The 24703-nt window shown below is 66.0% G+C and carries 22 protein-coding genes and 2 tRNA genes; 13 read left to right on the top strand and 11 right to left on the bottom strand.

Annotated features, from left to right (window positions below; genetic code table 11):
• Nucleotide 1 precedes the first annotated feature (1 nt).
• The 4 genes from K7G82_RS18365 to K7G82_RS18350 form a co-directional block, all read right to left on the bottom strand.
• Nucleotides 2-1297 (bottom strand): relaxase/mobilization nuclease domain-containing protein, encoded by a 1296-nt coding sequence (locus K7G82_RS18365; RefSeq protein WP_222991350.1) that lies wholly within the window; start codon nucleotides 1295-1297, stop codon nucleotides 2-4.
• Nucleotides 1294-1740 (bottom strand): hypothetical protein, encoded by a 447-nt coding sequence (locus K7G82_RS18360; protein ID WP_222991349.1) that lies wholly within the window; start codon nucleotides 1738-1740, stop codon nucleotides 1294-1296. The genes K7G82_RS18365 and K7G82_RS18360 overlap by 4 nt, the downstream gene beginning before the upstream one ends.
• Before the next feature lie 107 nt (nucleotides 1741-1847).
• Nucleotides 1848-1922, bottom strand: a tRNA-Gln gene (locus K7G82_RS18355).
• A gap of 86 nt (nucleotides 1923-2008) precedes the next feature.
• Nucleotides 2009-3103 (bottom strand): branched-chain amino acid aminotransferase, encoded by a 1095-nt coding sequence (locus K7G82_RS18350; protein ID WP_222991348.1) that lies wholly within the window; start codon nucleotides 3101-3103, stop codon nucleotides 2009-2011.
• A 72-nt stretch (nucleotides 3104-3175) separates the two neighbouring features.
• Between K7G82_RS18350 and K7G82_RS18345 the strand changes: the two genes are divergently transcribed.
• From K7G82_RS18345 to K7G82_RS18315, 7 genes are all read left to right on the top strand, one after another.
• On the top strand, nucleotides 3176-3673 hold the full coding sequence (locus tag K7G82_RS18345; RefSeq protein ID WP_222991347.1) for a MarR family winged helix-turn-helix transcriptional regulator: 498 nt from the start codon (nucleotides 3176-3178) through the stop codon (nucleotides 3671-3673).
• A 32-nt stretch (nucleotides 3674-3705) separates the two neighbouring features.
• Nucleotides 3706-4539 (top strand): ATP-binding protein, encoded by an 834-nt coding sequence (locus K7G82_RS18340; RefSeq protein WP_222991346.1) that lies wholly within the window; start codon nucleotides 3706-3708, stop codon nucleotides 4537-4539.
• A 108-nt stretch (nucleotides 4540-4647) separates the two neighbouring features.
• Entirely contained in the window at nucleotides 4648-4866 is a 219-nt protein-coding gene (gene infA / locus K7G82_RS18335) for a translation initiation factor IF-1 (protein ID WP_003049127.1), read from the top strand.
• Between the two features lie 10 nt (nucleotides 4867-4876).
• Nucleotides 4877-5461: a Maf family protein gene (locus K7G82_RS18330; protein ID WP_222991345.1), complete on the top strand. Its 585-nt coding sequence runs from the start codon at nucleotides 4877-4879 to the stop codon at nucleotides 5459-5461.
• Complete coding sequence (locus K7G82_RS18325; protein WP_222991344.1) at nucleotides 5454-6410, top strand: ribonuclease; 957 nt, start codon at nucleotides 5454-5456, stop codon at nucleotides 6408-6410. Before K7G82_RS18330 ends, K7G82_RS18325 begins: the two co-directional genes overlap by 8 nt.
• Before the next feature lie 27 nt (nucleotides 6411-6437).
• Nucleotides 6438-6626: a DNA gyrase inhibitor YacG gene (locus K7G82_RS18320; protein ID WP_222991343.1), complete on the top strand. Its 189-nt coding sequence runs from the start codon at nucleotides 6438-6440 to the stop codon at nucleotides 6624-6626.
• A gap of 39 nt (nucleotides 6627-6665) precedes the next feature.
• Nucleotides 6666-6741 (top strand) — tRNA-Phe (locus K7G82_RS18315).
• A 74-nt stretch (nucleotides 6742-6815) separates the two neighbouring features.
• Here K7G82_RS18315 and K7G82_RS18310 read toward each other — a convergent pair.
• The 3 genes from K7G82_RS18310 to K7G82_RS18300 all read right to left on the bottom strand — a co-directional run bounded on the left by K7G82_RS18310 (nucleotide 6816) and on the right by K7G82_RS18300 (nucleotide 11600).
• Nucleotides 6816-8132 (bottom strand): M20/M25/M40 family metallo-hydrolase, encoded by a 1317-nt coding sequence (locus K7G82_RS18310; RefSeq protein WP_222991342.1) that lies wholly within the window; start codon nucleotides 8130-8132, stop codon nucleotides 6816-6818.
• 90 nt (nucleotides 8133-8222) lie between these two features.
• The gene (locus K7G82_RS18305) at nucleotides 8223-11036 is read right to left on the bottom strand and encodes a TonB-dependent receptor domain-containing protein (protein WP_222991341.1); all 2814 of its coding nucleotides are present in this window, start codon (nucleotides 11034-11036) and stop codon (nucleotides 8223-8225) included.
• Between the two features lie 54 nt (nucleotides 11037-11090).
• Nucleotides 11091-11600, bottom strand: a complete 510-nt coding sequence (locus K7G82_RS18300) for a MaoC family dehydratase (RefSeq protein ID WP_222991340.1) — start codon at nucleotides 11598-11600, stop codon at nucleotides 11091-11093.
• Nucleotides 11601-11906: 306 nt separating this feature from the next.
• On the opposite strand from K7G82_RS18300, the gene K7G82_RS18295 reads away from it, so the two are divergent.
• Entirely contained in the window at nucleotides 11907-13523 is a 1617-nt protein-coding gene (locus K7G82_RS18295; protein WP_222991339.1) for a serine hydrolase domain-containing protein, read from the top strand.
• A 45-nt stretch (nucleotides 13524-13568) separates the two neighbouring features.
• Here K7G82_RS18295 and K7G82_RS18290 read toward each other — a convergent pair whose 3' ends face one another.
• Nucleotides 13569-14276: a TetR/AcrR family transcriptional regulator gene (locus tag K7G82_RS18290; RefSeq protein ID WP_222991338.1), complete on the bottom strand. Its 708-nt coding sequence runs from the start codon at nucleotides 14274-14276 to the stop codon at nucleotides 13569-13571.
• Between the two features lie 121 nt (nucleotides 14277-14397).
• Between K7G82_RS18290 and K7G82_RS18285 the strand changes: the two genes are divergently transcribed.
• The 3 genes from K7G82_RS18285 to K7G82_RS18275 all read left to right on the top strand — a co-directional run bounded on the left by K7G82_RS18285 (nucleotide 14398) and on the right by K7G82_RS18275 (nucleotide 18624).
• Entirely contained in the window at nucleotides 14398-15717 is a 1320-nt protein-coding gene (locus K7G82_RS18285; protein WP_222991337.1) for an amidohydrolase family protein, read from the top strand.
• Nucleotides 15718-15815: 98 nt separating this feature from the next.
• The gene (locus tag K7G82_RS18280) at nucleotides 15816-16844 is read left to right on the top strand and encodes a toll/interleukin-1 receptor domain-containing protein (RefSeq protein WP_222991336.1); all 1029 of its coding nucleotides are present in this window, start codon (nucleotides 15816-15818) and stop codon (nucleotides 16842-16844) included.
• 4 nt (nucleotides 16845-16848) lie between these two features.
• Entirely contained in the window at nucleotides 16849-18624 is a 1776-nt protein-coding gene (locus tag K7G82_RS18275; protein ID WP_222991335.1) for a tetratricopeptide repeat-containing protein, read from the top strand.
• 341 nt (nucleotides 18625-18965) lie between these two features.
• Here K7G82_RS18275 and K7G82_RS18270 read toward each other — a convergent pair whose 3' ends face one another.
• Together K7G82_RS18270 and K7G82_RS18265 are read right to left on the bottom strand one after the other, a co-directional pair.
• The gene (locus K7G82_RS18270) at nucleotides 18966-19286 is read right to left on the bottom strand and encodes a hypothetical protein (protein ID WP_246623658.1); all 321 of its coding nucleotides are present in this window, start codon (nucleotides 19284-19286) and stop codon (nucleotides 18966-18968) included.
• Nucleotides 19287-19319: 33 nt separating this feature from the next.
• Entirely contained in the window at nucleotides 19320-19775 is a 456-nt protein-coding gene (locus K7G82_RS18265) for a hypothetical protein (protein WP_222991334.1), read from the bottom strand.
• A 170-nt stretch (nucleotides 19776-19945) separates the two neighbouring features.
• On the opposite strand from K7G82_RS18265, the gene K7G82_RS18260 reads away from it, so the two are divergent.
• Together K7G82_RS18260 and K7G82_RS18255 are read left to right on the top strand one after the other, a co-directional pair.
• Nucleotides 19946-20647 (top strand): SRPBCC family protein, encoded by a 702-nt coding sequence (locus K7G82_RS18260; RefSeq protein ID WP_222991333.1) that lies wholly within the window; start codon nucleotides 19946-19948, stop codon nucleotides 20645-20647.
• A 74-nt stretch (nucleotides 20648-20721) separates the two neighbouring features.
• On the top strand, nucleotides 20722-21438 hold the full coding sequence (locus K7G82_RS18255) for an LCCL domain-containing protein (RefSeq protein WP_222991332.1): 717 nt from the start codon (nucleotides 20722-20724) through the stop codon (nucleotides 21436-21438).
• A gap of 245 nt (nucleotides 21439-21683) precedes the next feature.
• Here K7G82_RS18255 and uvrA read toward each other — a convergent pair whose 3' ends face one another.
• Nucleotides 21684-24629 (bottom strand): excinuclease ABC subunit UvrA, encoded by a 2946-nt coding sequence (gene uvrA, locus K7G82_RS18250; protein WP_222991331.1) that lies wholly within the window; start codon nucleotides 24627-24629, stop codon nucleotides 21684-21686.
• Between the last annotated feature and the right edge of the window lie 74 nt (nucleotides 24630-24703).

Genomic DNA, 24703 nt, shown 5'->3' with positions numbered 1-24703 from the left:
TTTAGAGGTCGAGAGAAGGCGTTCCGCGGCGACGTGTTCGTTCGCGCGGTCGTTCGGAATCTTGAGATTGTTGCCGTTCCGCTGAGCGGAGCCGCTTGCGATGCGCGGCCAGTTCGCGGGCGAGCAATTGACGCTCTTCGGCATGTCGCTTGCGGGTGCGGTCGAGATCGAACTGGAACGGGCGGCGCTGTTCGAGTTGGGTTTCAACCAGCCTGTCGCGCTCAGTGCTGTCGCGGCGAAGGCCGTCCGCCGCTTCGCGTTCATTCTGTTGGCGCAAGGCGCGCTTGCGGCCCGTGATCGTGTCCCACAGTCCGGCCAGCCCTTTGCGGAAGCGGGCGGCGCGGTCGCGGGTTTCATGCTCCCAGCGGGAAGATTGCGCAGCCGCCAGATCGCCGCGTTCGGCTTCATGTTCGCGTTTCAGCTTGGCGAGCGGCGCTTTCGCCTGCGCGATGTCTGCGACATGACGCTGGCGCATCGAGAGAATGAAATTACGGGCCTGCGATGTCGTCTGGCGCTGGAGCGTGATCGTGATGTCTGTCAGCGATGGCAATTTGTCGGGATCACCGAGCTTGGCGCGGACGTCCTTGGTCTTGACGCCCGCATAGCGGGCGAGCGAGTAGACTTCGCCGTCCGTGTCCATGATGACGAAGCTGCGTCTGTCGCCCTGGGCCAAGAAATAGCCGCGTTCGTCCAGCGCGTGCGCCAATGACTTCGCGTCGTCGCTGCGATTCCAGCAATCGCGGATCGCGTCCTTAATCTCGCGGGGGTCGCGCCCGAGGCGCTTGGCCTGTTGCCACTCGGCCAAGCTAAAATTGAGGGGCGAGCGGCCCCCGTGCGTGCGTAGCCCTTCCGGCAGCGTCCATTGATGCTCAAGGAACAGATCGCGGGAGAGGTCTTTCAGCTTGTTCTTGAAGAAAGGCAGTTCGACGGCTTTCAGCTCGTCGGCGCGAATGCGCGACCACACGACATGTGCGTGTCGCCGTCCTTCCTTCTCGTGCAATATGATGGCGCGGGGTTGGCCGGACAGGCCGAGGCGTTTTTCCGCCGCATCGGCGGCTTTCTGAAAATCCGTCTCTTTGACGAGCGCGTTTTTCGGCGGGTTGAGGCTGAGCGAGAACATGAACTGGCGGCATTTGGTGGCGCGCGAGATCGCATAGGCTTCTTGCAATGCGCCTGTCAGATCGTCGGCCATGAAACCGCGCAGATTGAGAACGCGGACATGATCGTTGTCGCGCTTGTTCAGTAGGTGGGCGGATAAATTGCCCGCACCGCCGCGTTGCGATCCTTTCAGGATCATCGGACACCGCCTTGTCCCGAGACGGACTCGAAGGCTTGGCATGGGGTGGATGAGGTTGGTTCAGGCTTGGAGGCCGGGCCTTTCAAGCCGAGGGCGGCGACCAGCATCGACCGCATGGATTCAATGTCGGCGCAGGCCGCGCGGATCAGCGAGGCCACTTCATCGTCGCAGGCGAGGCTTCCGCTGCGCGCTGCATCGGCGAGTTCCTGAATATGCGCCGCCAGCCCGCTCGCCCCGAGGCGAGCGAGCAATTGGGCTATCGTGCGCTCGTCGCGCACAGACTGAGGGCGACGAACCCGGCCAGCGGGTTCGCCGAAGATTTTGCTCTTTATGAACGTGCCGAGCGGGACGCTCCCGGCCTCGCGTTCGAGTCGACTTCGCTCGTCAGAGGACAAGCGAATAGACAGCGGCGATGACCGCTTCGTTTTCTGCGCCGCATTCACGGCCTCGGCTTCCGAGTCGCCGGATGCCGAACGTCAGTTATATCGTAGGCATTGAAGAGAAGATTGAAGGGGCTACCGGCTCGGTCCGAACCCTCAGCAGGGCTCGGTGGCTGGGGCGGCAGGATTCGAACCTGCGAATGCCGGTACCAAAAACCGGTGCCTTACCACTTGGCGACGCCCCAGCAGAGGCGAGCGGCTGCCTTAGTGTGCCGCCTCGCGGCTGAAAAGGGGGTTTGGCGTTTGCCGCGCCCCCTTTTCGCAATCGGGATCAGATGACCTGCTTCACCCAGCCGTACGGATCAGGTGCATTGCCGCGCTGGATGTCCACCAGCATCGAACGGATGCGCTGGGTGAGCGGGCCGGCGGACTGGCCGCCGATCGTGAACTTGCCCTCCGCGCTCGCGACGCTGCCGATCGGCGTCACCACCGCCGCGGTGCCGCAGGCAAAGGCTTCGGTCAGGCGCCCGCTCTTGGCGTCGGCTTCCCATTGCTCGATCGAATAGAGTTCCTCGCGCACCGTGATGCCCTGGGCGCGGGCGAGCGTCAGGATCGAATCGCGGGTGATGCCGGGCAGGATGGTGCCCAGCGGCGGGGTCAGCATCGATCCGTCGTCGAAGACGAAGAACACGTTCATGCCGCCGAGTTCCTCGATCCAGCGACGCTCGACCGCGTCGAGGAACACCACCTGGTCGCAACCGTTGCGGATCGCCTCGGCCTGGGCGACGAGGCTCGCCGCATAATTGCCGCCGCACTTCGCCGCACCGGTGCCGCCAGGCGCCGCGCGCGTATATTCGCGCGTGACCCACAGCGAAACCGCCGGGGTGCTGCCCTTGAAATAGGCGCCGACCGACGAGGCGAGCACCATGTAGAGATATTGCGAAGAGGGCTTCACGCCCAAGAACACTTCGCTCGCGATCATGAAGGGGCGCAGATAGAGCGCGCCGTCCTCGCCCTGCGGGATCCAGCCCGAATCGGCGCGGACCAGCGCGTCGATCGATCCGAGGAAGATCTCCTCCGGGATCGCCGGCATCGCCAGGCGGCGCGCCGAATCGTTGAAGCGGCGGGCATTGGCCTCGGGCCGGAACAGTGCGGCGCCGCCATCGGGGCGGCTATAGGCCTTCAGGCCTTCGAAAATTTCCTGCGCATAATGGAGCACCGAAGACGCCGGATCCATCGTCACCGATCCGCGCGGCGCGATTCGCGCCGAATGCCAGCCTTCGCCCTCATTATATTCCACGATCGCCATATGATCCGTGAAAACCTTGCCGAATCCGGGATCGACCAGCAGCTTCGCGCGATCTTCGATCGCGAGCGGGGTGGGATTGGGTTCGAACGCGAAAGTGGATAGGGAGGCTGACGACATGATATTTCCTCTCGGTTTTGGCGGGTGCGCTCGCCTTGCGGGGGACTAGGGACTAAGGATAAATACGTCAATATGGCTGTCCCAAACGCGACTGCTGCATCGCCGCTTTTTCTGCGCGAACCCGAGATTCGTCGGGGCGTCGAACTGCTGTATTTCGGCTATAGCCACATGACCCGCGCAATCGACGACGAGCTTGGCCTTCAGGGGCTCGGCCGCGCGCATCATCGGGCGCTTTATTTCATCGCGCGCCAGCCTGACCTGACGGTCAGCGAATTGCTGAAGCTGCTGGCGATCACCAAGCAATCGCTGGGGCGCGTGCTCAACGAACTCTCCGCGCGGGGGCTGGTCGAGCAGCGGACGGGCACCAGCGACCGGCGCCAGCGGCTGCTGCGCCTGACCGCCGAGGGCGCAGCGCTGGAAGCGCGGCTGTTCGAAGCGCTGCGCGAGAAGGTGTCCGCCGCTTATGCCCAGGCGGGGCAGGGCGCCGTCGCCGGTTTCTGGACGGTGCTGGAGGGATTGATTCCCGAAAGCGAGCGCGGCCGCGTTGTCGCGCTCCAGCGCGAACGCTGAAATCTTTTCTGACCGCGACCATCGAGACCATCATGACCGAATCGTCCAGCGACCTTGCCCGCATCGCCGCAGCGCTCGAGCGGCTTGCTCCGCCCCCTTCGGCCTCCGCCGATCCCGCCGCGCATCCCGCCTATGTCTGGCGCGACGGGGCCTTGGCCGCCGCGCGCGCCTTCGCGCCGCTGCCGCTGGCGCTGCTCACGGGCATCGACGCCCAAAAGGCCGCGGTGCTCGAAAATACGCGCCGCCTCGCCTCCGGTCATGCCGCGCACGACGTGCTGCTCTGGGGATCGCGCGGCATGGGCAAGTCCGCTCTGGTCAAGAGCGTGGTCGGCGCGCTGCGCGACGAGGGCGCCGATCTGGCGCTGATCGAGGTGGCGGGCGATCGCATCGGTACCTTGCCCGCGCTGTTCGACGCGATCGCGAATGTGCCGCGCGCCTTCGCGATCTTCATCGACGATCTCGGTTTCGAGGATGCCGGCGGCGCCGATCCGCGCGTGCTGCGCTCGCTGCTGGAGGGCGGTGCGGAAGCACGCCCGGCCAATGCCCGGCTCCATGTCACCTCGAACCGCCGCCATATCGTTGCCCGCGCGATGGAAGAGCAGCAGAGCGCGATCAATCCGCGCGACGTGGTCGACGATCGGCTGGCGCTTGCCGATCGGTTCGGGCTCAATCTCGGCTTTCACAATTGCGACCAGGATACCTATCTCTCCATGGTCGGCGCCTATGCCGATCGCCATGGGCTGGCGCTCGATGCCGCCGATGCCTTGCTCTGGGCGCAGCAGCGCGGCAGCCGCTCCGGCCGGATCGCCTGGCAATATGCGGTCGAGCTTGCCGGCCGGGCGGGCAAGTCGCTGGGCGGCGATTGAAAACCGCCGTCGCGGCGGTCAAAATGACGAAGATGTGACCGCGCTTTCCTTTGGCGCGCTTTGGCGCTAAGGCGGCGCGAATTTTCCCGATTATACCTAAGAGAGTGCATGGCGAAGGAAGAACTTCTGGAAATGCGCGGGCAGGTGGTGGAGCTTCTCCCCAATGCCATGTTCCGCGTCCGGCTCGAGAACGACCACGAGATTCTTGGTCACACCGCCGGCAAGATGCGCAAGAACCGCATCCGCGTGCTCGTGGGCGACGAAGTGCTCGTCGAACTCACGCCCTACGACCTGACCAAGGGTCGGATCACTTACCGCTTCAAATAAGGATCGGGCCGTGCGCCTTGTCCTTGCATCGGCCAGCCCGCGCCGGGTGGACCTGCTTGCGCAGATCGGCGTCGCGCCGGACGCGATCGATCCCGCCGATATCGACGAAACCCCGCTGACCGCCGAACAGCCGCCCGCCTATGCGCGCCGCGTCGCCGCGGCGAAGGCGGCGCTGGTCGCCGTGCGCCAGCCCGGCGCGCTGGTGCTGGCGGCGGATACCGTCGTCGCGGTGGGCCGGCGCATCCTGCCCAAGGCCGAAACCGAGGCGGAGGCGCGCCAGTGCCTCGCGCTGCTCTCCGGTCGCCGCCACCGCGTGCTGAGCGCGGTGACCCTGGTGCATCCCGACGGCGTCGCCCGGCATCGGCTGTCGACCACCATCGTCACCTTCAAGCGGCTGAGCGCGGCGGAGATCGATGCCTATGTCGCGAGCGGCGAATGGCGGGGCAAGGCCGGCGGCTATGCGCTGCAGGGCCGTGCCGGCGCGTTGATCCGCTTCGTCGGCGGCAGTCCGTCCGGCGTGATCGGCCTGCCCGTGTTCGAGACGCGCGCGCTGCTCGAATCGGCGGGTTATGCCGTCGGCGAAGCGCATGGCTGAATGGCTTTATGAGGACGGGATCGGCGAAGCGCGTGCCGCGCTGGTCGTCGATGGCGAGATATTGGAGGCCGGGATCGAGCCCGAGGGCGGCCCCCTGCGCGTCGGCACCGTCGCCGATGCGCGGCTCGTCGAGGTCCTCGTTCCCCGCCTGAGCGGCCGTGTCGCGCTGGATGATGGCGGCGAGGCGATCCTCGACGGCATCCCGCCGGGCACGACGCAGGGCGCCGCGATCCGCATCCGGATCGTCCGCGAAGCGATTCCGGAGGCCGGCCGGCCCAAGCTCGCCAAGGCGGTGGCCGCATTGCCCGATGAATCGCCACGCCCCGGACCAACGCTGATCGATCGCATCCGCGCCAATGGATCGCCCGTTCGCATCCTGCAGCCGCACGAACCCGATCTGCTCGAAGCCGCAGGCTGGTCCGAACTGATCGAGGAAGCGGAAACCGGCGAGATCGCCTTTGCCGGCGGTGCGCTGCGCATGTCGGTGACGCCCGCCATGACGCTGTTCGACGTCGATGGCGGCCCGCCGGTCGAGGCGCTCGCCATCGCGGGCGCGGCGGCGGCGGGGCGGGCGATTCGCCGCATGGGCATCGGCGGATCGATCGGGATCGACCTGCCGACCTTGCCCGGCCGCCAGGCGCGCCGCGCCGCCGCCGAGGCGCTCGACGCGGCGCTGCCGCAACCGTTCGAGCGGACGGCGGTCAATGGTTTCGGTTTCCTGCAGATCGTGCGCCGGCGCCAGCGGGCCTCGCTGCCCGAATTGCTCGCCGCCGATCCGGTCGCGGCGCGGCTGCGCGCTGCGTTGCGCCGTGCGGAGCGCGATGTGCCGACGGGCGGCGTGCTGCACCTGGCGCGCGCTGAGCATGCGCTGGCAACGGCCCGCGCCGACTGGATCGCGGCGCTGGCGCGCAGGACGGGGCGGCCGGTCACGCTCGCGCCGCTTCAATAAGCGCCGCCAAGCGCCTATCTAGCCGACATGAGCAAGACCGATGCCTGCCCGCTTTGCGGCGCCCAGACCGTTGCCGACCATGCGCCTTTTTGCAGCCGCGGCTGCAAGGATCGCGATCTGCTGCGCTGGCTGGGCGAGGGCTATCGCATCCCCGGGCCGCCCGCGGAGCAGGCTTTGCACGAAAAGCCTTCAAACGGGCTGGACAGCGAGCACTAGCCTTCTCTATAGGCGCCACTTCCGCGTTCGCGGAGAGATGCCCGGGTAGCTCAGTTGGTAGAGCATGCGACTGAAAATCGCAGTGTCGGCGGTTCGACTCCGTCCCCGGGCACCATTTTCCAGGACATGATCAAGCGCGAAGCCGGCTCGTCGCAGGGCTCCGGCACGCTGCGCCGGCGCTGAAATCCTTCAGTCGATCGGGCCGCCGGCTATGGCGATGATCGTGGCAAGCCCTGCCGACATATGCCGCAACGTCTCGTCGCGATCGAGCAGGAGGGCTTCCTCCAGCGAATGGACGCGTTCAACCTGAAAGCCGGAGCCGAGCGTGACGGCGGGAATGCCCCGGCTCATCGGGATGTTGGAATCGGTCGAGGCCCATTGCAGCATGGGCTTGATTCCGGCGACCTTGAGTGCGGCGGCGGCGGCCTGAACGATATCCTGCGACGCCGGCGTCTGGCCGACAGGGCGGTCGCCGCTCAGTTCCGTTCGATAGCTGATCGCGCCTTTCGCGGTCGAGCGCGTCGCATTCTCTTCCGCGACCGCCTTGGGCAGCACGGCCATCAGATGATCCTCGACCGCGCGCAGGGCCTCCGCGCCTTCGGATCGCATATCGACGAGCATCGATACCGAAAAGGGGATCGAATTCACCGATGTGCCGCCTTCGAGCACGCCGATATTGAAGGTCGTGCGCGGCGTTCTGGGGGCCGAGAAGCGGCCAAGCGCCTGGATCGCGCCGGCCATCGCATAGGCCGGATTGACCAGTCCGAAATCATGGAGGCTGTGCCCGCCCGGGCCCTGGAAGGTCACCTTGTAGCGCCTGGAGCCGATTCCGCCGTTGATCACCCGGCCGCGTCCCGATTCGATCGAGATGAAGCGGCCGATCCGATCGCGATATCGCCCCTTTTCGAACAGGTGGCGGACGCCGCGCAGATCGCCCGGCCCTTCTTCGCCGACATTGCCCATGAACAGGATGTCGCTGTCGGTCGCGATGCCCGCTGCGTCGAGCGCGCGGACATAGGCGAGGATCGTGGCGAGGCCGGCGGTGTCGTCGCCGATTCCGGGTGCGTGCAGCCACCCGCCCTCGCGCCGCACCTTCACATCGGTTTCCTTGGGAAAAACGGTGTCGAGATGGGCCGTCACCACCAGCAGCGGCCCCGTGCCGCGCCCGCGGCGCAGGCCCATCGCATTGCCCTCGGCATCGATTTCGACATCGGCAAGCCCGGCGGCGTCCAGCATCTTCGCAAAGGCGCGCGCCCGAACCGCTTCTTCGAACGGTGGCGCGGGGATTTCGGTCAGCGTGATCAGCTCCGCGATGATCCGCTCGTAGTCGCGGCTCAGCGCCGCGCGCGCCGCCGCGAAGCCGTTCGAGCCGGCGATATGGTCCGCGCGCGCCAGATACGGTGCGGCGACGGCGGCATCGCGTTCCTTGAACTGCGCGTCGGCCGCCGGCGCCTGGGATATGGCGAGGGCGGCCGCGAACGGAAAACAGGTCGAACGCCAGCCCATCACCGTTCCTTCCGCTGCGAACCTGTCCTGTCGGAGACGATCGATTGCCGCCGGCGCCGGACATGGCCGGCGCCGGCATGATGCAGTCGATCAGTAACGGAAACGAAGCCCCGCCGTATAGGTGCGTCCGATCTGGTCGTAGAGGCTGCGCACCGTCGCCGCGGTGTTGAAGCCGCCGCCGGCGATCGGCGGATCGCGGTCCATCACATTGTCGATCGCCGCGAACAGCTCGATCGCACGCTTGTCCTGACGGATGACCTCATATTGCATCGACAGGTCGAAATAGACGCGTCCGTTGATCGAAAGGATATTGATGTCCTTCGCGGTATAGGCGCGATTGATCATGCCGCCGCCGACATAGCGCGCCGCCGCGCTGACGGTGACGGGCCCCTGTTCGTAGGTGGTGCGGAGATTGAAGCGCCAATGCGGCTGGCCGCCCAGGCCCTGGATCGTCGGCTGATCCACGCTGCCGGCAAGTCTGGTGACGGTGGCGCCATCGGTGAGGGTGAGCTTGCCGACATAGCTGACGAGCGCGCGGAAGGAGAGATCGCCGGCATTGTCGCCCAGCAGCCCGGTCATCGGCAGGCGATAATCGAGCTCCATGTCCAGGCCGGTCGTGCGCAGTGACTGGAGGTTGACCGGCGCGACCGCGATGCGCGTGATCTGCCCGTTCACCCGCGTGATCTGCGAACAGACTTCGGGCTGGGTGGTATAGCAACGGTCGACGATCGACTGGGCGTTGAGCGAGGTGATGATGTCCTTCACCTTGATGTCGAAAAAGTCGAGCGACATGCGCAGGCGCGGGATCGCGGTCGGCGTCAGCACGATGCCGGCGGTCAAGGTATCGGCGATTTCGGGGGTCAGCGCGGAATTGCCCAGAACCGGCCCGACCGTCGTTACGGTCTGCGCGGTCACGGGATCGATCACGGTCACCGCCGCCTGCGACGCGCCCTGGAACAGCTCGGCGAGCGCAGGTGCCCGGATGTCGCGCGATCGCGTCGCGCGCAGGCGGATGCTGTCGTTGACGTCATAGGTGAGGCCCGCCTTCCAGGTCGTGACGCTGCCCGATGTGCTGTAGTCGGTCTGGCGGATGGCGAGGTTGAGGTCGAGCGCCTTTGCCCAGCTCGCATCCTTGGCGAGCGGGACGATGGTTTCGGCGAACCCTTCCCACACCTTGACCGCGCCCGACCATGGGATCTGCGCGCCGACCCCGAAGCCGCTGGCGACCGAGATCGCATCGGCGACCACATCGGCGGATTCGCGTCGATACTCGGCGCCGACCGCGATCGAGACCGGCCCGGCCCATGTCGAGAAGGGCTCTCCCTGCACTGTCAGCGCCGCCGCATCCTGGGTCAGGTGCCAGGCGCGCCGCGCGGTGCCCATCATATAGTCCAGCGCCGATTGCGATGCCGAATTGGGGCCGAAGGGATTGAAGGGTACGCAGCCATTGGCGGGATCGGTCAGCGTCGAGCGGCAGATCGCGGCGCCGGTGGCGGGATTGATCACCGAATCGAGCGCCAGCGCGTGGCGGGCGGTGATGCGGTTGTTGTCGCCGATGATGACGACGTCGGTGATGCCGCGCGTATAATAGCCGTCCCAGCGCCATGTGCCGCCCAGCCGGCCTTCGGCGCCGATCACATAGCGCTGCGTCTTCGTGTCGATATCCGCCTGCACCATCGCATAGTCGGACGAGAATCGCCCCATGGTGAAGGTCTGCAGATTGTTCGCGACCATCGCCGCCCGGATCGATTCGGGCAGGAACGCATTGTCGCGGCGGATCGTCAGCGTATCGACCGAGACCCCCGGCAGCGCGAGCGGATAGTTGGAGGTCGAGCGCGCATAGGATGCCTCGCCATACAGGGTGAGCGCATCGGAGGTTTCGAAGGACAGCCGGCCATAGGCCGCCTTGCGCAGCATCGGGGTTTCAAGCACCGCGTCGGCATTGGATCGCACGCCGTCTCCGCCGATCATCGTCGTCGCGGTGAGCGCGGTTCCGTAGTTGAACGGGATCGGCTGGCCGCCGGGTCCGAACTGGATGCCCCGCAACGGACCCGATGTGATCAGGCCGCCATAGGAGGCGTTGGCGGTGCGGACGTCGGCCGCGATCAGCCGCAGCGGTTCGCCGTTGGTGGCGTTGGCGGCGGGATTGGTGATCAGCCGATAGCCCTGCGCACCCCAGTCACGCGAATCCTGGCGGAGCACGCCGCTATTGTCGGCGATCTCGGCGGCGAGCAGCAGCTTGCCCCGCCCATCGGCGAATTTCGTGCCGAAGGCGATCGAGCCCAGATAATTGCGATGATCGTCATGGTCGCTGATGCCGCCCTGGATGCTGCCCTTGAAGCCTTCCAGGTCGCGATTGAAGATGAAGTTCACCACGCCCGCGACGGCATCCGATCCCCAGGCGGCGGAGGCGCCGCCGGTGACGATCTCGGCGCGTTCGACCAGCGCCTGCGGGATGATGTTGATATTGACGAGCCCGTAGATGGACGACGGCACGACCCTCTTGCCGTCGACCAGCACCAGCGTGCGCGTCGGCCCGAGGCCGCGGAGGTCGAGATAATTGCCGGTGCCGAAATTGCTGTTGTTCGACGATGATGCCGGGGTCAGCGACGATTTGAGCGCCGGCAGCGTATTGACGAGATTGGCGAGGTTCTGCGGAGCCGCCGCCTCGAATTCATCGGTGCCCAACGTCGTCATCGGCGTCGGCGCGGCGAAGCCGCTGCGGGCGATGCGCGATCCGGTCACGACGATGTCGCCGGCCGCCTCCTCGGCCTGTGGTTCCGGTTGCGCGGGGGGCGGCTCGGCCGTCTGCGCGAATGCCGGCGCTGCGGCGAAAACGAGAATGCTCGCCGACAGATGCAGCATGCGGCGATGGCGCGACAGGATTTCCCGACTGTTGATCATCGTCATTTTCCTCCCTGGATATGGTCTGGTTCCGGCATTGGGATGCCTTGGCGGCTAAGCGTCGGCGGGGCCGTGCCCCCGCTTCCACACCAGCGCGGTGCGGATGAATTCGCAGACGACCGTTCCGTGCTGGTTCCGGCCGATGGTCTTTACCGTGACCAGGCCCTGTTGCGGGCGTGAGCCCGACTCGCGCAGTTCGAGCACTTGCGATTCGGCGTAGAGCGTGTCGCCCACGAAGACCGGCGCGGTCATCGCGATCTCCTTCCAGCCGAGATTGGCGACGGCCTTCTGGCTGACGTCGCTGACGCTCATGCCCACCAGGATCGCCAGCGTCAGCGGGCTGCACACCAGCAACTGCCCGAACTCGGTTCGCGCGGCATATTCGGCGTCGAAATGGATCGGATGGGTGTTCATCGTCAGCAGGGCGAACCAGCTATTGTCCGCTTCGCTGATCGTGCGTCCCGGCCGATGTTCGTAGACGTCGCCGACGACGAAATCCTCGTAATGGCGGCCGGCGGTTTCGCGATAGCGTTGTGCGCCGATCTCGATCGCGCCCTTACGCATCGATCGCTCCGGCGGCGGTCCGTGCCGCCCCGCATGCAGCGTGCCCCATCCTGTTCCCTCCATGTCCGGGCGGGTCGCCCTGGGGGCGGACATGTAGCAGCTTGTCGCTGCTCGTCAATATCATTCGAATAAAAGATGGATTGATTTGAGCTGTAATGGGGCTATTGAGGCATCAAGATCGTATATATTGTGGATTTCATATCCGGATTCGCCGATGTTTTGGGCGTTTTGATCAAGGCACCCTATTCATTCGAATTATATGATCTATCGATCGGATGTCGCCGGATGGGAGGGTTGGTTATGCGAATGCACGCCGGAACAGTCTGTGTCGCCCTGGCCGTTCTGGCATCGGCTGGCCGTGCCGCGCCGCCGGGTCAGGCGGATTTCGACGGCATCTTCGCGCGCTGGTCGTCGGCAAGCGCGCCGGGCTGCGCGGTCGGTGTCGAGGATCGGGGCAGGGCGGTATTCAGGGCCTATGGAATGGCGGATCTGGAGCATGACGCCGCGAACACGCCCGCGACGATCTTCGAGGCGGGGTCGGTTTCCAAGCAGTTCACGGCGGCGGCGATCCTGCTGCTGGCGCAGGACGGCCGGTTGCGGCTCGACGATGATATTCGCAAATATCTTCCCGAGATGCCCGATTATGGAGCGGTCATCACGATCGATCATCTGCTGACGCATAGCAGCGGCCTGCGCGATTGGGGTTTCCTGACCGAGATCGAGGGATGGCCGCGAACGACGCGGGCGATGACCCAATCCGACATACTCGACATGATTGCGCGCCAGAAACGCCTCAATCACCGGCCGGGCGCCGAATACAGCTATACCAACAGCGGTTATTCCCTGCTCGCGATCATCGTCGAGCGGGTGTCTGGACGGTCATTCGCCGATTTCAGTCGCGATGCGATCTTCGATCGGCTGGGCATGAAATCGACGCGCTGGCGCAGCGACTTCCGGCAGATCGTGAAGGGACGGGCGATCGCCTATGCGCAATCGCCGACGGGCTATGTTCAGCGCATGCCGTTCGAGGATGCGATCGGCGCCGGAGGATTGCTGACCACGGTGGGAGACCTGCTGATCTGGAACCGGGCACTCACCGCGCACGGCCTCGGCAGCTTCGTGGCGGCCGAGTTCGAACGGCGCGGCACGCTCAACGATGGCCGGCGGATCCGGTATGCGCGCGGCCTGCGCATCGAAAACCGAGGGGGCATGCCGGAAATATCGCATGCCGGCGCGACCGGCGCCTATCGCGCATGGCTCGGCCGGTTTCCCGACGCGGGGCTGTCGATCGCCATATTGTGCAATGCCGGCGATGTCGGCGGATCGGCCGTGGGGCTGGGATATGCGGTGGCGGATCGGTTTCTGCCCGCCGGCAAGGCGCCGGTCGCGAAACCCGTTCCGGTCGATCTCTCCCGATATCGGGGATTGTTCGCGCATCAGGGCACCAGGCTGCCGCTGGCCTTCGCTATGGATGGGACGGCATTGCTGGCCGGAAATCGGGCGGTTCTGCGGCCGATCGGCCCTGATCGCTTCTTGATGGGGGATGATCTGCTGATCTTCGACGGGCCGGATCGCCTGCGTGTCGAAGACGCGGACGGCAATATCGCCTTTTACGGTCGCGTGAGCGCCGTCGCCAGCGTCGAAGCGCAGCCCTATCTGGGTCGTTATGCCAGCGCTGAACTCGGAGCCGCCTATTCGGTGGAGCGGCGCGACGGGGGCATCGCTTTGCGGCTCGAGCGTCGGCCGGACATCATGGTCCCGCTCCGGCCGGCTTATCGAGACACGTTTCTCTACGATACCCGCTTCGGGCCGAACACGGCCATTGTCCGTTTCATCCGTGATGCCGCGGGCAAGATCGCCGCGATGGACGTCGGCTGGAACGATCGCGTGCGGGATGTGCGTTTCGATCGAACCGGTCCGTAAATCCACCACTTCGGTCCGGATGGAGGTTGCTGGAATCAGCCGCCGTCAATCCGCAGAGGCGCCTGGCGGTCGTTGCACGAACGCGTCGAGCGCGGCCTTGATCATCGCGATTTCCTGTTCCAGCGGCCGACCGGCGGTGATCGCCTGCCACAGCACGCCGTTGACCAGGCCGGAGATGATGCGCGCGCTGTCCTCGATCGGGTAGCGCAGCGCGATTTCGCCCGATTCGACCAGGCCTTGAAGCTTGTCCGTCAGGTTCGCGGCGCTCCTTGCCATCATCTCCGTCATTGTCGCCTGCAGCGGGCCGGCGGTCATGGCATCGGCCTGCAGGTTCAGCAGCGCCCGGATCTGGTCGGTCTTCGCCAGCCCGGTCGGTGAGACCTCATCGAACAGATAGGCCTTGAATTCCAGCCAGCTCGACGGGCTCGGTCCGCCCAGCCTTGGCGTGAAATGCGCGAGCACGGCGGACACCAGCTCGTCCTTGTCCTTGAAATGGACATAGATGGCCCCGGTGCTGAGCCCGGCAGCGGTGCGGATATCGCCGATCGAGGTACGTTCGACTCCCTTTTCGGCGATGCAGCGGAGTGCGGCCTGCATGATGCGCAGCCGCTGCGCTTCCATATGGGCGGCGTCTCTTTTGGGCATGGCGCCAAAGTGGCGCGCGCCGCCCCGAAACTCAAGAAAAAGATCGACCATTCTTTTATCCGTTGACTCGGGGTTCTCCTTGCAAATAAAAAACGATCGATCATTCATTTTAAGGGCGGCGCGTGACCGCCGGGCGGGCAAAAGGGGAGGATGCCATGAAATCGGCTTACGAACTCGGCTTCCGCTTCGGCGCCGACTGAACTTCCCCCAATCGAGAAGGACGGATGATATGCGGCTGAAACACGGCCTGCTCGTTGCTCCCCTGGCCCTGTTTTCCGCGATGGCGGCAATGCCCGTGACCGCGCAAAGCCCCAATCCCGCGCCGGTCGCGGCTGCGCCGCCGCAGCGGACCATCATCCATGCCGGCACGTTGATCGCCGAGCCGGGCAAGCCGCCCCGGCAGCGCCAGTCGATCATCGTCGAGGGCGGGGTCATCAAGGATATCGTCGACGGGTTCGTCGATGGCCCGGTCGTGATCGATCTGTCGAATCGCTATGTGCTGCCCGGCTTCATCGACATGCACGCGCACGTCACGGGCCCCTCCGAAAGCGAACTGGGGGACGGGGATCCCGCCTTCTGGGTGGCGCGGCGGCATCTGATCCGCCAGTCGCGCATCACGCTCGATACGCTGCCGGTGTTGCGCGCCGTGTTGTCGAACGGCTTCACCACGATCCGTGGGTTGTTCGATCCCGCCAGCATTTCCTACGATCTGCGCGATGCGATCGCCAGGGGCGAGGTTGACGGGCCGCGCATGATCGTGAGCGAGCCGCAATTCATGGTCGCGGGCGGCGATCTCGATACCGCGTCGTTCAAGCTGCGCGAGCCGCTGGAACCGATCGTGAAGAACCGGGGATCGTGCGCGGGCGTCGAGGATTGCCGCCGTGCGGTGCGCGAGGAGATCAAGCGCGGCGCCGACGTCATCAAGCTGCGCACCGCCGATCTCGCCATGTCCGATCCGCGGATCAGGGCGGTCGAATATCCCGAGGAGGTGCGCGCGATCATCGAGACCGCGCATCGGCTCGGCCGCAAGGTCGCGGTGCATTCGGCGGCGACCGCACCGACATTGCAGGCGCTGGAAGCCGGGGCCGACACGATCGAGCATGGGCCGATCGAAGACAGTGTGGTCGCGATGATGAAGAAGACGGGTGCGGCCTATACGCCGACGCTGATCGTGGTGCAGCGGCTCATGCCGCTCCTCCGCAAGAGCGGGATCACGCGCGACCTGTATGGGGAGGCGCGTGCCAGCGCGCTCAAGGCCTATCGGCTGGGCGTGCCCATTCTCTACGGCAGCGATTTCATGCCCGCGCTCGCGGCATCGCAATCGGGCGAGTTCCGCGAACTGGTGGGCGCCGGCCTGCCGCCTGTCGAGGCGATCCGCGCGGCGACGGTCAATGCGGCGAAGGCGCTCGACATGAGCGACAAGGTCGGATCGATCGCGCCCGGCAAGTTCGCCGATATCGTCGCGGTCGATGGCGATCCGCTGGCTGACATCACCGTTCTCGAGAAAGTCGGTTTCGTGATGAAGGACGGGCGGGTGATGAAGCGGTAGCGGCATATGATCGCCGCCGCTGTGCCGGCGATCACTTGCCGCTCCACCGGCCTGGTCTATAGTCCTGTCATCGCCAACCGGACGGGCAGGAAACAGCCATGGCCGATATCTTCATCAGCTATTCCCGGAACGACCGCGATCGCTGCATCGCGATCCGCGACGCGCTCGCGGCACTCAAGGTCGGTGTGTGGTTCGATGCCGGGATCGGGGCCGGCGCGTCGTTCGATCGCGAGATCGAACGCGAGATAGAGGCGGCCAAGGCGCTGCTCGTGCTCTGGTCGCAGACCTCCGCCGAATCGGACTGGGTCCGCAACGAGGCGCGCACCGGCAAGGAACGCAGCGGGCTGATCGCGGTCCAGCTCGAACCCTGCCAGTTGCCGCTCGAATTCCGATCGGTCCAGGCGGAGATACTGCCGGCGGGGGCGGAGGGCAGCGACAATCCGGTGTGGATCGGCATCGTCGCGCGCATCGGCGAATTGCTCGGCCGTCCGGGGCTTGCCGATTATGCGCGGCTGAGCCGGACGGGCAGCATCGACGACTGGAAACGCTGGCTGGCGCGGCACGCGTCCGATCCGCTGGCATCCGACGTGATCGACACCATCGTCGAGCGCGCCATGCCCGATCTGCGCCAGCAGCTTGCCGGCGAGCGCGCCAAGCGCGCGGCGCTGGAGGCGGAGCTTGCCGAACAGGTGGACGCGGCCAGGGCGCAATCCGGCGAAGTCGCCACCGGCGCGCGCGAAATGGTGCGGATGCGCCGCGAACTGGAGGAGGCGCGCACGGGCCAGCAACAGGCGGAGATGGAGCTTGCCCGCTTCCGCGCGGCATCGGGCACGAAAGCCGGCCGCTCGGACAGCGGCCTTGCCGGGCTGGGCATCGTGCTGGAGAATCGGCTGGCGCTTTATGTGGGGGCGCTGCTCTGGATCGTCGCGATCTGGTTCTGCTGGCCACCGCTGAAGAAGCTGCTCGACAGCTATGCGGGGCCGGGCGACATTTTCTCGCTGGTCTTCGGCATCGTCGCATTGTTCGTGCCGGCGATCATCGTCACCGCGAAACTGCTGCGCCGTCGCGCCGCGATGGCGCGCGAAGCGGCCCAGGACGCGGAAACCGCCGGCGAGGCGGCGGACTGAACCGATGACCGAAGCGCTCGATCGCGCGCGCCGGGCGATCGCGCGCGGCGACCTGATCGCTGCCTATGACGAGGCGGTGTCGGCGATCGGCGAGGGCGACGAATCCGCCGCGATCCGGCATCAACTGGTACTGGCGCTGGCGCGGATGGGCGATGTCGATCGCGCGGCGGAATTGTTCGGCGATTATGGCCTCGATCGGTCCGATGATCCGCATCATCGCGCGATCGGTGCGCGGCTGCTCAAGGATCGCGCGCTCGTAATGCCGCCGGGCGATCGCCGATTGAGCGCCCTTGTGGCCGCGTCGGATGCCTATGGCGCGCTGTTCGACGATAGCGGCGATCCCTATCCCGGCATCAACGCCGCCAGCCTCTCGGCATTGTGCGGGCGGAACGACAATGCGCGACAAATAGCGGAGGCGATCCTGCGCCATCCCGCGATCGACGATCCGCGCGACTATTACATGGCGGCGACCGGCGCCGAGGCTCTGCTGATCCTGGGCCACGCCACCGAGAGCGAGGCGATGCTGCGGCGCGCGGTGACGCTCGACGGCGCCGATCATGGCGCGCGATCGACCACCTGCCGGCAATTCGCCGCGCTGGCCGCGCATATGGGCTTGGCGGAGGGCGCGACCGATCGGCTGCTCGCGCCTATCCGGCCGCCGCGCGTGATCCATTATTGCGGGCATATGTTCGCATCCGACGCCGATGCCGAATCCGCGCTCGCGGCCGGGATCGCGTCCCGTCTGGCGGCGGACGATGTCGGCTTCGCCTATGGCGCGCTGGCGGCGGGCGCCGACATATTGATCGCAGAGGCGATGCTGGCGCGCGGCGGCGAACTCCATGTGGTTCTGCCCTTCGCGCGTGAGGATTTCGTTTCGCAGTCGGTGCGGCCGGCCGGGGACGCCTGGGTGCCGCGCTTCGAGCGCTGCCTGGCGGCGGCGACCAGCCGCACCTTCGCCAGCGAGATGGCCTATGTCGGCGACCCCGATCAGTTCGCCTATGGCAGCCGTGTCGCGATGGGCCTGGCGGTGCTGCGCGCCCAGCATCTGGGTATTGCGCCGCGTCAGTTCGCGATCTGGGACGGGGGCGCAGTATCGGGATCGGCGGGCACCGGCGCCGATGTCGCCACCTGGCGCGGGCGCGGCGGCGCAACCGATATCGTCGATCCCGGCGCGATCGATCGGGCGCTCGTGCGCCCCCCGGCCGAAGCGGAGGCGCAGAGCGATCGCGCGCTGGCCGCGATCCTGTTCACCGATTTCCCGGGTTTCTCGGGCCTTGCCGAAACCGTGCTGCCGAGTTTCTGGAACGGCGTGATGCGCCATGTCGCCGATGTGCTCGACGAGCGTGGCGATGAGGTGCTGTGCCGCAACAGCTGGGGCGATGCGCTTTACGCGGTCGCATCGAGCGCGACCGCCGCAGCCGAGATCGCGCTGGCGCTCCAGCACCGGCTGGCCGATTTTGATTATGGCGCGCTCGGCCTGTCGCACAGCGGCGGCATGCGGATCGGCGCGCATTACGGCCCCGCTTACCGGACGCTCGATCGCATCACCGGGCGTACCAATTTTTACGGCACCGAAGTATCGCGCGCCGCGCGGATCGAACCGGTGACCCCGCCCGGCGCGGTCTTCGTCACCGAACCTTTCGCCGCGATCCTGGCGCTGGAGGCGCCCGATGCGTATCGCTGCCGCTATGTCGGGCGGATCGCGCTCGCCAAGCGCTACGGCACCTATCCCATGTATCGGCTGATCCGTGCCGATGCCGCGGATGCGGCGGCGCGATAATTTCTGCTGCGCCGCAGCGATTTGAACCATCGATCCGGCGACGTGTTCGCATCTTCGAAACCCATCGGAGAAGCGAGCGATGACGATGCCGAAACAGACCGCGAATGCGCATCGCCCGATCGTTTCTGATATGCCCCGGCCGGCGGCGCGGGCCGATCTGCTCGCAACCTATATTCCGCCGCACCAGCCGCGCGCGACGCTGCCCAATCGCGTTTTTCGGGGCGGTTGAAACGGTATTCACCGGGCTCTGCAGTTCCGTGACCTGATGAAGGCTGGCCCCTCCTGTTCACGGGAGGGGCACTGTTCGACGCTATCGTTCCCGTGCAGCGCCAATCTTTTCCTCAGCCGCCCCGCGTGAAGGGTTCGTCGGTATCTTCGATATGGTCGATGCGGTCGGCATCGTCCTCGATCTCGTCGTCATCGGCATCGCCGCCGCCCAGATCGGGCACGATATCGGTCTGCACCACGCCGCGCGCGCCGCGCGGGCCAAGGCTTTCCGCCTCGAGTATCTCGGCACGCTGACTGTCGTCATAGCCATCGTCGGCGAAATCGTCCTCGGGGCCGGCGCCGATCCGGCCATCATCGCCGGGGCTGCCCGATTGTCCCCTTTGCCTCTGCGCCTCGGCAAAGGCGTCTTCGATCTCGCTATTGTCGATGGTCATGCGTGCCTCCTTGTTTCGGGAACCTGTTCCACCTCATTCGAAAAAATCGGCCGGGTCGGGCGCGGGGGCCTTGCACGCTTCGCGGCGGCCGGCGCGGCAATCCGCCGCCTGCAGCCGCCAGACATACATGGCATCGGCATAAGCGCGCTGCTGCCGCTCATGCAGCCGCTCGTCCGCCGCCGCGATCTGACGCCGGGTCCGCAGGGCGGTGAGATAAGCCGCCAGATCGGCATCATATTGCGCCTGCGCTTCGGGATTCATGTCGGTTCGGCTCGGCGGACGCGCGGCAACCGCAGCGTTGGCGGCGGCGCGCTCTGCCTGATTGGGCGCGTTTATCGCATCGGTGCGGGCGCTGGGTTTGTCGTAACCGCGATCCTGTTCCAGCGGCGTGCCCGGCTGGCCGGGATCGGCCGCCGGTGGCGAGGTCTGTGCGCCGGCTGCGGTCGCACAAAGAAGAAGCGCCGATGCGGCGAGGAAAGTCGCTTTCATCTGCCGTGTCCTGATCGTTCTCGATGTCGGAAGAACGAGTGGGCCATGGCGGCGTTCCGCCCCGCGCGGCCGATGCGGAGATGTATCCATTTCGGATGGGATCGACCGCAACGGAGACCGGTCGTTAACCGCGCGCATCTAACGCCCCGCCGACCGGGGGAGTGGGGCATATGAGAACGGCAGTGATCGGCATGGTGGGGGTTGCGGCCGCAGGGGTTTATGCGGCGGGCGACGATGCCGTGCACCACGAGCGCATCGTGAACCAGTCGCCGCAGGCGGTATATGATCTGCTCGCGGGCAGCGCCGATCTGGTCGAGAAGCGGCGCATCGAGGATTTCCGGCCGGACGTGCAGGTGCCCGGGCGCGCGCCGGGGGCGGCAGACGCGACCGGGAGCAAGACGATCACCTTCCAGGTCGAAAAAAGCGCGAACAAGGCGGTGTCGGTCGAAATCCTGGCGGACGACGAGGAGATCGCCGATATCGATTTCACCGTGGAGCCGACGGGGGACGGCAAGACCAGGCTCGGCGCCACCATCGATCTCGATGGCGGGCCGGTGGGGATGAAACCCAATTTCGCGATGCTCAAGCTCGGATCGGGCGTGATGATGGACGAACTGGTGCGGGGCATGGAACGCGGCGATATCAAGCGCTTCGTCAATCTCGATCTGCCGCGCATCAAGGGCATGATGGAGCGCGCCGAGGCGGAGCAGCGCGGCGTGACGCCGCACGATCCGTCGCGCGGGGTCGATATTCAGCGGCGCGAACGCGAACAGGCGATGCGCGATGCGGCGAAACCGATGGTGGACGTGAGTGGCGGCCATCCGTCCTCGCATGGTCATGACGAATGGCGCCGGATGCAGCACAGCCGCTGAACGGCAGGCATCCACCGATTTGTCGTTCCGGGTGTGGAATGTTAGCCTGGGACGGATCCTGGGGGAGACATGGCATGAAGCGTTTTGCCCTTGCCGCGGCGGCACTCATCTTCGGCGCGACCGCTTCCACGACATTTCCGGAGCGTGCCGTGGCACAGCCGATGCCGCCCGGCGAATGCCCCGCCAAGCTCGAACCCGGCCGCGAGGCCCTGGTCTGCCATTGTTCGGGCGATGCGGTTGCAACCGGATCGGTCTGGGGATCGGATATCTATACCGACGATTCGGAGCTCTGCCGCGCGGCGCTCCATGCCGGTGCGGTGCGCGAAGATGGCGGCACGATCCGCGTCGATGCCCGCCCGGGCCGCAGCGCCTATAAGGCATCGACGCGGCGCGGCGTGGCATCGAGCGACTGGGGATCATGGTCGCGCAGCTTTGTCGTCGCGCGCGCCACCGCATCCAATTCGGTTTCGCCCGGCTATCCCGAAACGACGGTGGCGATCTGTCCGGCCAGCGCCGGCGTACTGGCGACGGCGGGCACGACGCTCACCTGCCGCTGTCCAGCTGAGGCTGCTGCTTCGGGCTCGGTCTGGGGCAGTGGCCCCTATACCACCGACTCCGCAATCTGCCGCGCCGCGCTCCATGCCGGCCTGATCGGCCCGCGCGGTGGCACCGTCACGGCACGCGCGGCACCCGGGCGGTCAGGCTATGCGGGCAGCGAAGCCAATGGTGTCAGCACCGGCGATTGGGGGAGCTACCCGACAAGCTTCGAGTTTGATGGTGTCGATAGCTGATAACGTGTTGATGTATGGGATAGCGGAGCAACCGAAGTAATGTGGCTTATTTTGGCATCTCTTATTTGGCTTCTTAATCTTGCCTATGGGTCTTGGAGGGCCTTTGATGACCTTGTGGCTGGGAGGCGCGGGTTGGCGGCACTGGGTGCCGTATGCGTTGTTGGCGTCAACGCAATCCTAGGCTGGGTAATCTATATCTCGATCTCTACGAGTACTGATCTCTGACGTTTCGCACTATTCGTGTTTCACTCCGCCGCTTCGCCCTCCAGCGCCAGTTCCTTCGCCGGCGCCTTTTTCCCCCGCATCAGCAGCGGCTTCAGATAGCTGCCGGTGAAGCTGCGCGGATTTTCCGCGACCTTTTCGGGCGTGCCTTCGGCGACGATCTCGCCGCCCTTCACGCCGCCTTCGGGGCCGAGGTCGATGATCCAGTCGGCGGTCTTGATGACGTCCAGATTATGCTCGATCACCACGACGCTGTTGCCCTGCTCGACCAGCGCGTGGAGCACTTCCAGCAGCTTGCGGACATCCTCGAAATGCAGGCCGGTGGTCGGCTCGTCGAGGATGTAGAGCGTGTTGCCCGTGGCCCTGCGGCTCAGTTCCTTGGCGAGCTTCACGCGCTGCGCCTCGCCGCCCGACAGCGTCGTCGCCTGCTGGCCGACCTTGACGTAACCCAGGCCGACTTCGGCGAGCATCGCCATCTTGTCGCGGATCGGCGGCACCGCCTTGAAGAACTCCACCGCGTCCTCGACCGTCATGTCGAGCACGTCGGCGATCGACTTGCCCTTGAACTTCACTTCCAGCGTCTCGCGATTGTAGCGCGCGCCGTGGCAGACGTCGCAGGTGACATAGACGTCGGGCAGGAAGTGCATCTCGATCTTGATCAGCCCATCGCCGGTGCAGGCCTCGCACCGGCCGCCCTTCACGTTGAAGCTGAAGCGGCCGGGCTTGTAGCCCCGCGCTTCCGCCTCGGGCAGTCCGGCGAACCAGTCGCGGATATTGGTGAAGGCGCCGGTATAGGTGGCCGGGTTCGATCGCGGGGTGCGGCCGATCGGCGACTGATCGATGTCGATCACCTTGTCGAGATGCTCGAGCCCGGTGATCTTCTCATGCTTGCCCGCGATCACCCGCGCGCCGTTGAGCGCGCGCGCCGACGCGGCGTAGAGCGTGTCGACGGTGAAGCTCGACTTGCCCGATCCCGAAACGCCGGTGATGCAGGTGAAGGTGCCGAGCGGGATCGACGCGGTCACGCCGCGCAGGTTGTTGGCGGTGGCATTGTGCACCGTCAGCTTCTTGCCTGTGCCCTTGCGCCGCTTGGCCGGCACCGGCACTTCGCGGCGGCCGGCGAGATAATCGCCGGTCAGGCTGTTTTCGTTGGCGAGGATATCCTCCAATTTGCCCTGCGCGACGATCTCGCCGCCATGGACGCCCGCGCCCGGCCCCATGTCGATGACATGGTCGGCGGTGCGGATCGCATCCTCGTCATGTTCGACGACGAGCACGGTATTGCCCAGGTCGCGCAAGCGGCGCAGCGTCGCCAGCAGCATGTCGTTGTCGCGTTGGTGCAGGCCGATCGACGGCTCGTCGAGCACGTAGAGCACGCCCGAAAGCCCGCTGCCGATCTGGCTCGCCAGTCGGATGCGCTGCGATTCCCCGCCCGAGAGCGTGCCGCTGGTGCGATCGAGATTGAGATAGTCGAGCCCGACATTGTTGAGGAAGCCGATGCGCTCGACGATCTCCTTCAGGATGCGCTCGGCGATCGCGCGCTGCTGGTCGCTCAGGTGATTGGGCAGGTCGGTGAACCAGGGCAGCGCATCGACCACCGACATGTGGGTGACCGTGCTGATATCGGTCATCGCGACCTTCACCGCCAGCGCCTCGGGCTTGAGCCGTGCGCCGTCGCAGACCTCGCAGGGCGCGGCCGACTGATATTTGCCCAGCTCCTCGCGCATCCAGGCGCTTTCGGTCTGGAGCATGCGGCGGTTGAGATTGCCGATCACGCCCTCGAACGGCTTTTTCACCTCATAGGATTTGCGCCCGTCCTGGAAGCGCAGCGTGACCGGCTTGCCGCCGGTGCCGTGCAGGATGATCAGGCGAACCTCGCCCGGCAGGTCCTGCCAAGGCGTTTCCAGCGAAAAGCCGAATTCGCGCGCCAGGCTGTCGAGCACCTGCATATAATAGGGCGAGGGCGGGTTGGATTTCGCCCAGGGCACGATCGCGCCCTTTTTCAGGCTCAGCGCGTGATTGGGGACGACGAGGTCCTCGTCGAACAGCAGTTTTTCGCCCAGCCCGTCACAGGCCGGGCAGGCGCCCTGCGGCGCGTTGAAGCTGAACAGGCGGGGTTCGATCTCGGCGATGGTGAAGCCGGAGACGGGACAGGCGAATTTCTCGGAAAAGACGATGCGGTTCTCGGGCACGCCCGCACCCTTCATCGCGCCGCCATCGGCACCCGCCGCTTCGCGGCCGGGCACGGGGCCGTCGGCCATGTCGGCATAGGCGAGCCCTTCGGCCAGCTTCAGCGCGGTTTCGAAACTGTCGGCCAGCCGCGTCTCGATCCCCTCGCGCACCGCGATGCGATCGACCACCACCTCGATGTCATGCTTGTATTTCTTGTCGAGCGCGGGCGCGCTTTCGATGTCGTGGAACTCGCCGTCGATACGCACGCGGGTGAAGCCCGCTTTCTGCCATTCGGCCAGTTCCTTGCGATATTCGCCCTTGCGGCCGCGCACGACGGGCGCGAGCAGGTAGAAGCGCGTGCCATCCGGCAATTGCATCACCCGATCGACCATCTGGCTGACGGTCTGCGCCGCGATCGGCAGCCCTGTCGCCGGGCTGTAGGGAATGCCGACGCGCGCCCAGAGCAGGCGCATATAATCGTATATCTCGGTGACGGTCGCGACGGTCGAGCGCGGATTGCGGCTGGTCGTCTTCTGCTCGATCGAGATCGCCGGGCTCAGCCCCTCGATATGATCGACATCGGGCTTCTGCATCAGTTCCAGGAACTGGCGCGCATAGGCGGAGAGCGATTCGACGTAGCGGCGCTGCCCCTCGGCATAGATGGTGTCGAAGGCAAGGCTCGACTTGCCCGATCCCGACAGGCCGGTGATCACCGTCAGCGTGTCGCGCGGGATCTCTACATCCACGCCCTTCAGATTGTGCTCGCGCGCGCCGCGCACCGAAATATGAGTCAGCATGGGGTGAATTGTTCCAGATTTGTTCCGGTCGCGCAAGCCGGCGCGCGACGCGGTAGATGGGGCGCGGATCGGCC

This window comes from Sphingomonas colocasiae, from assembly GCF_019880585.1.
Taxonomy (GTDB): domain Bacteria; phylum Pseudomonadota; class Alphaproteobacteria; order Sphingomonadales; family Sphingomonadaceae; genus Sphingobium_A; species Sphingobium_A colocasiae.
Note: the sequence above shows the minus strand (reverse complement) of the source record. Positions and strands in the feature narration are given on the sequence as shown.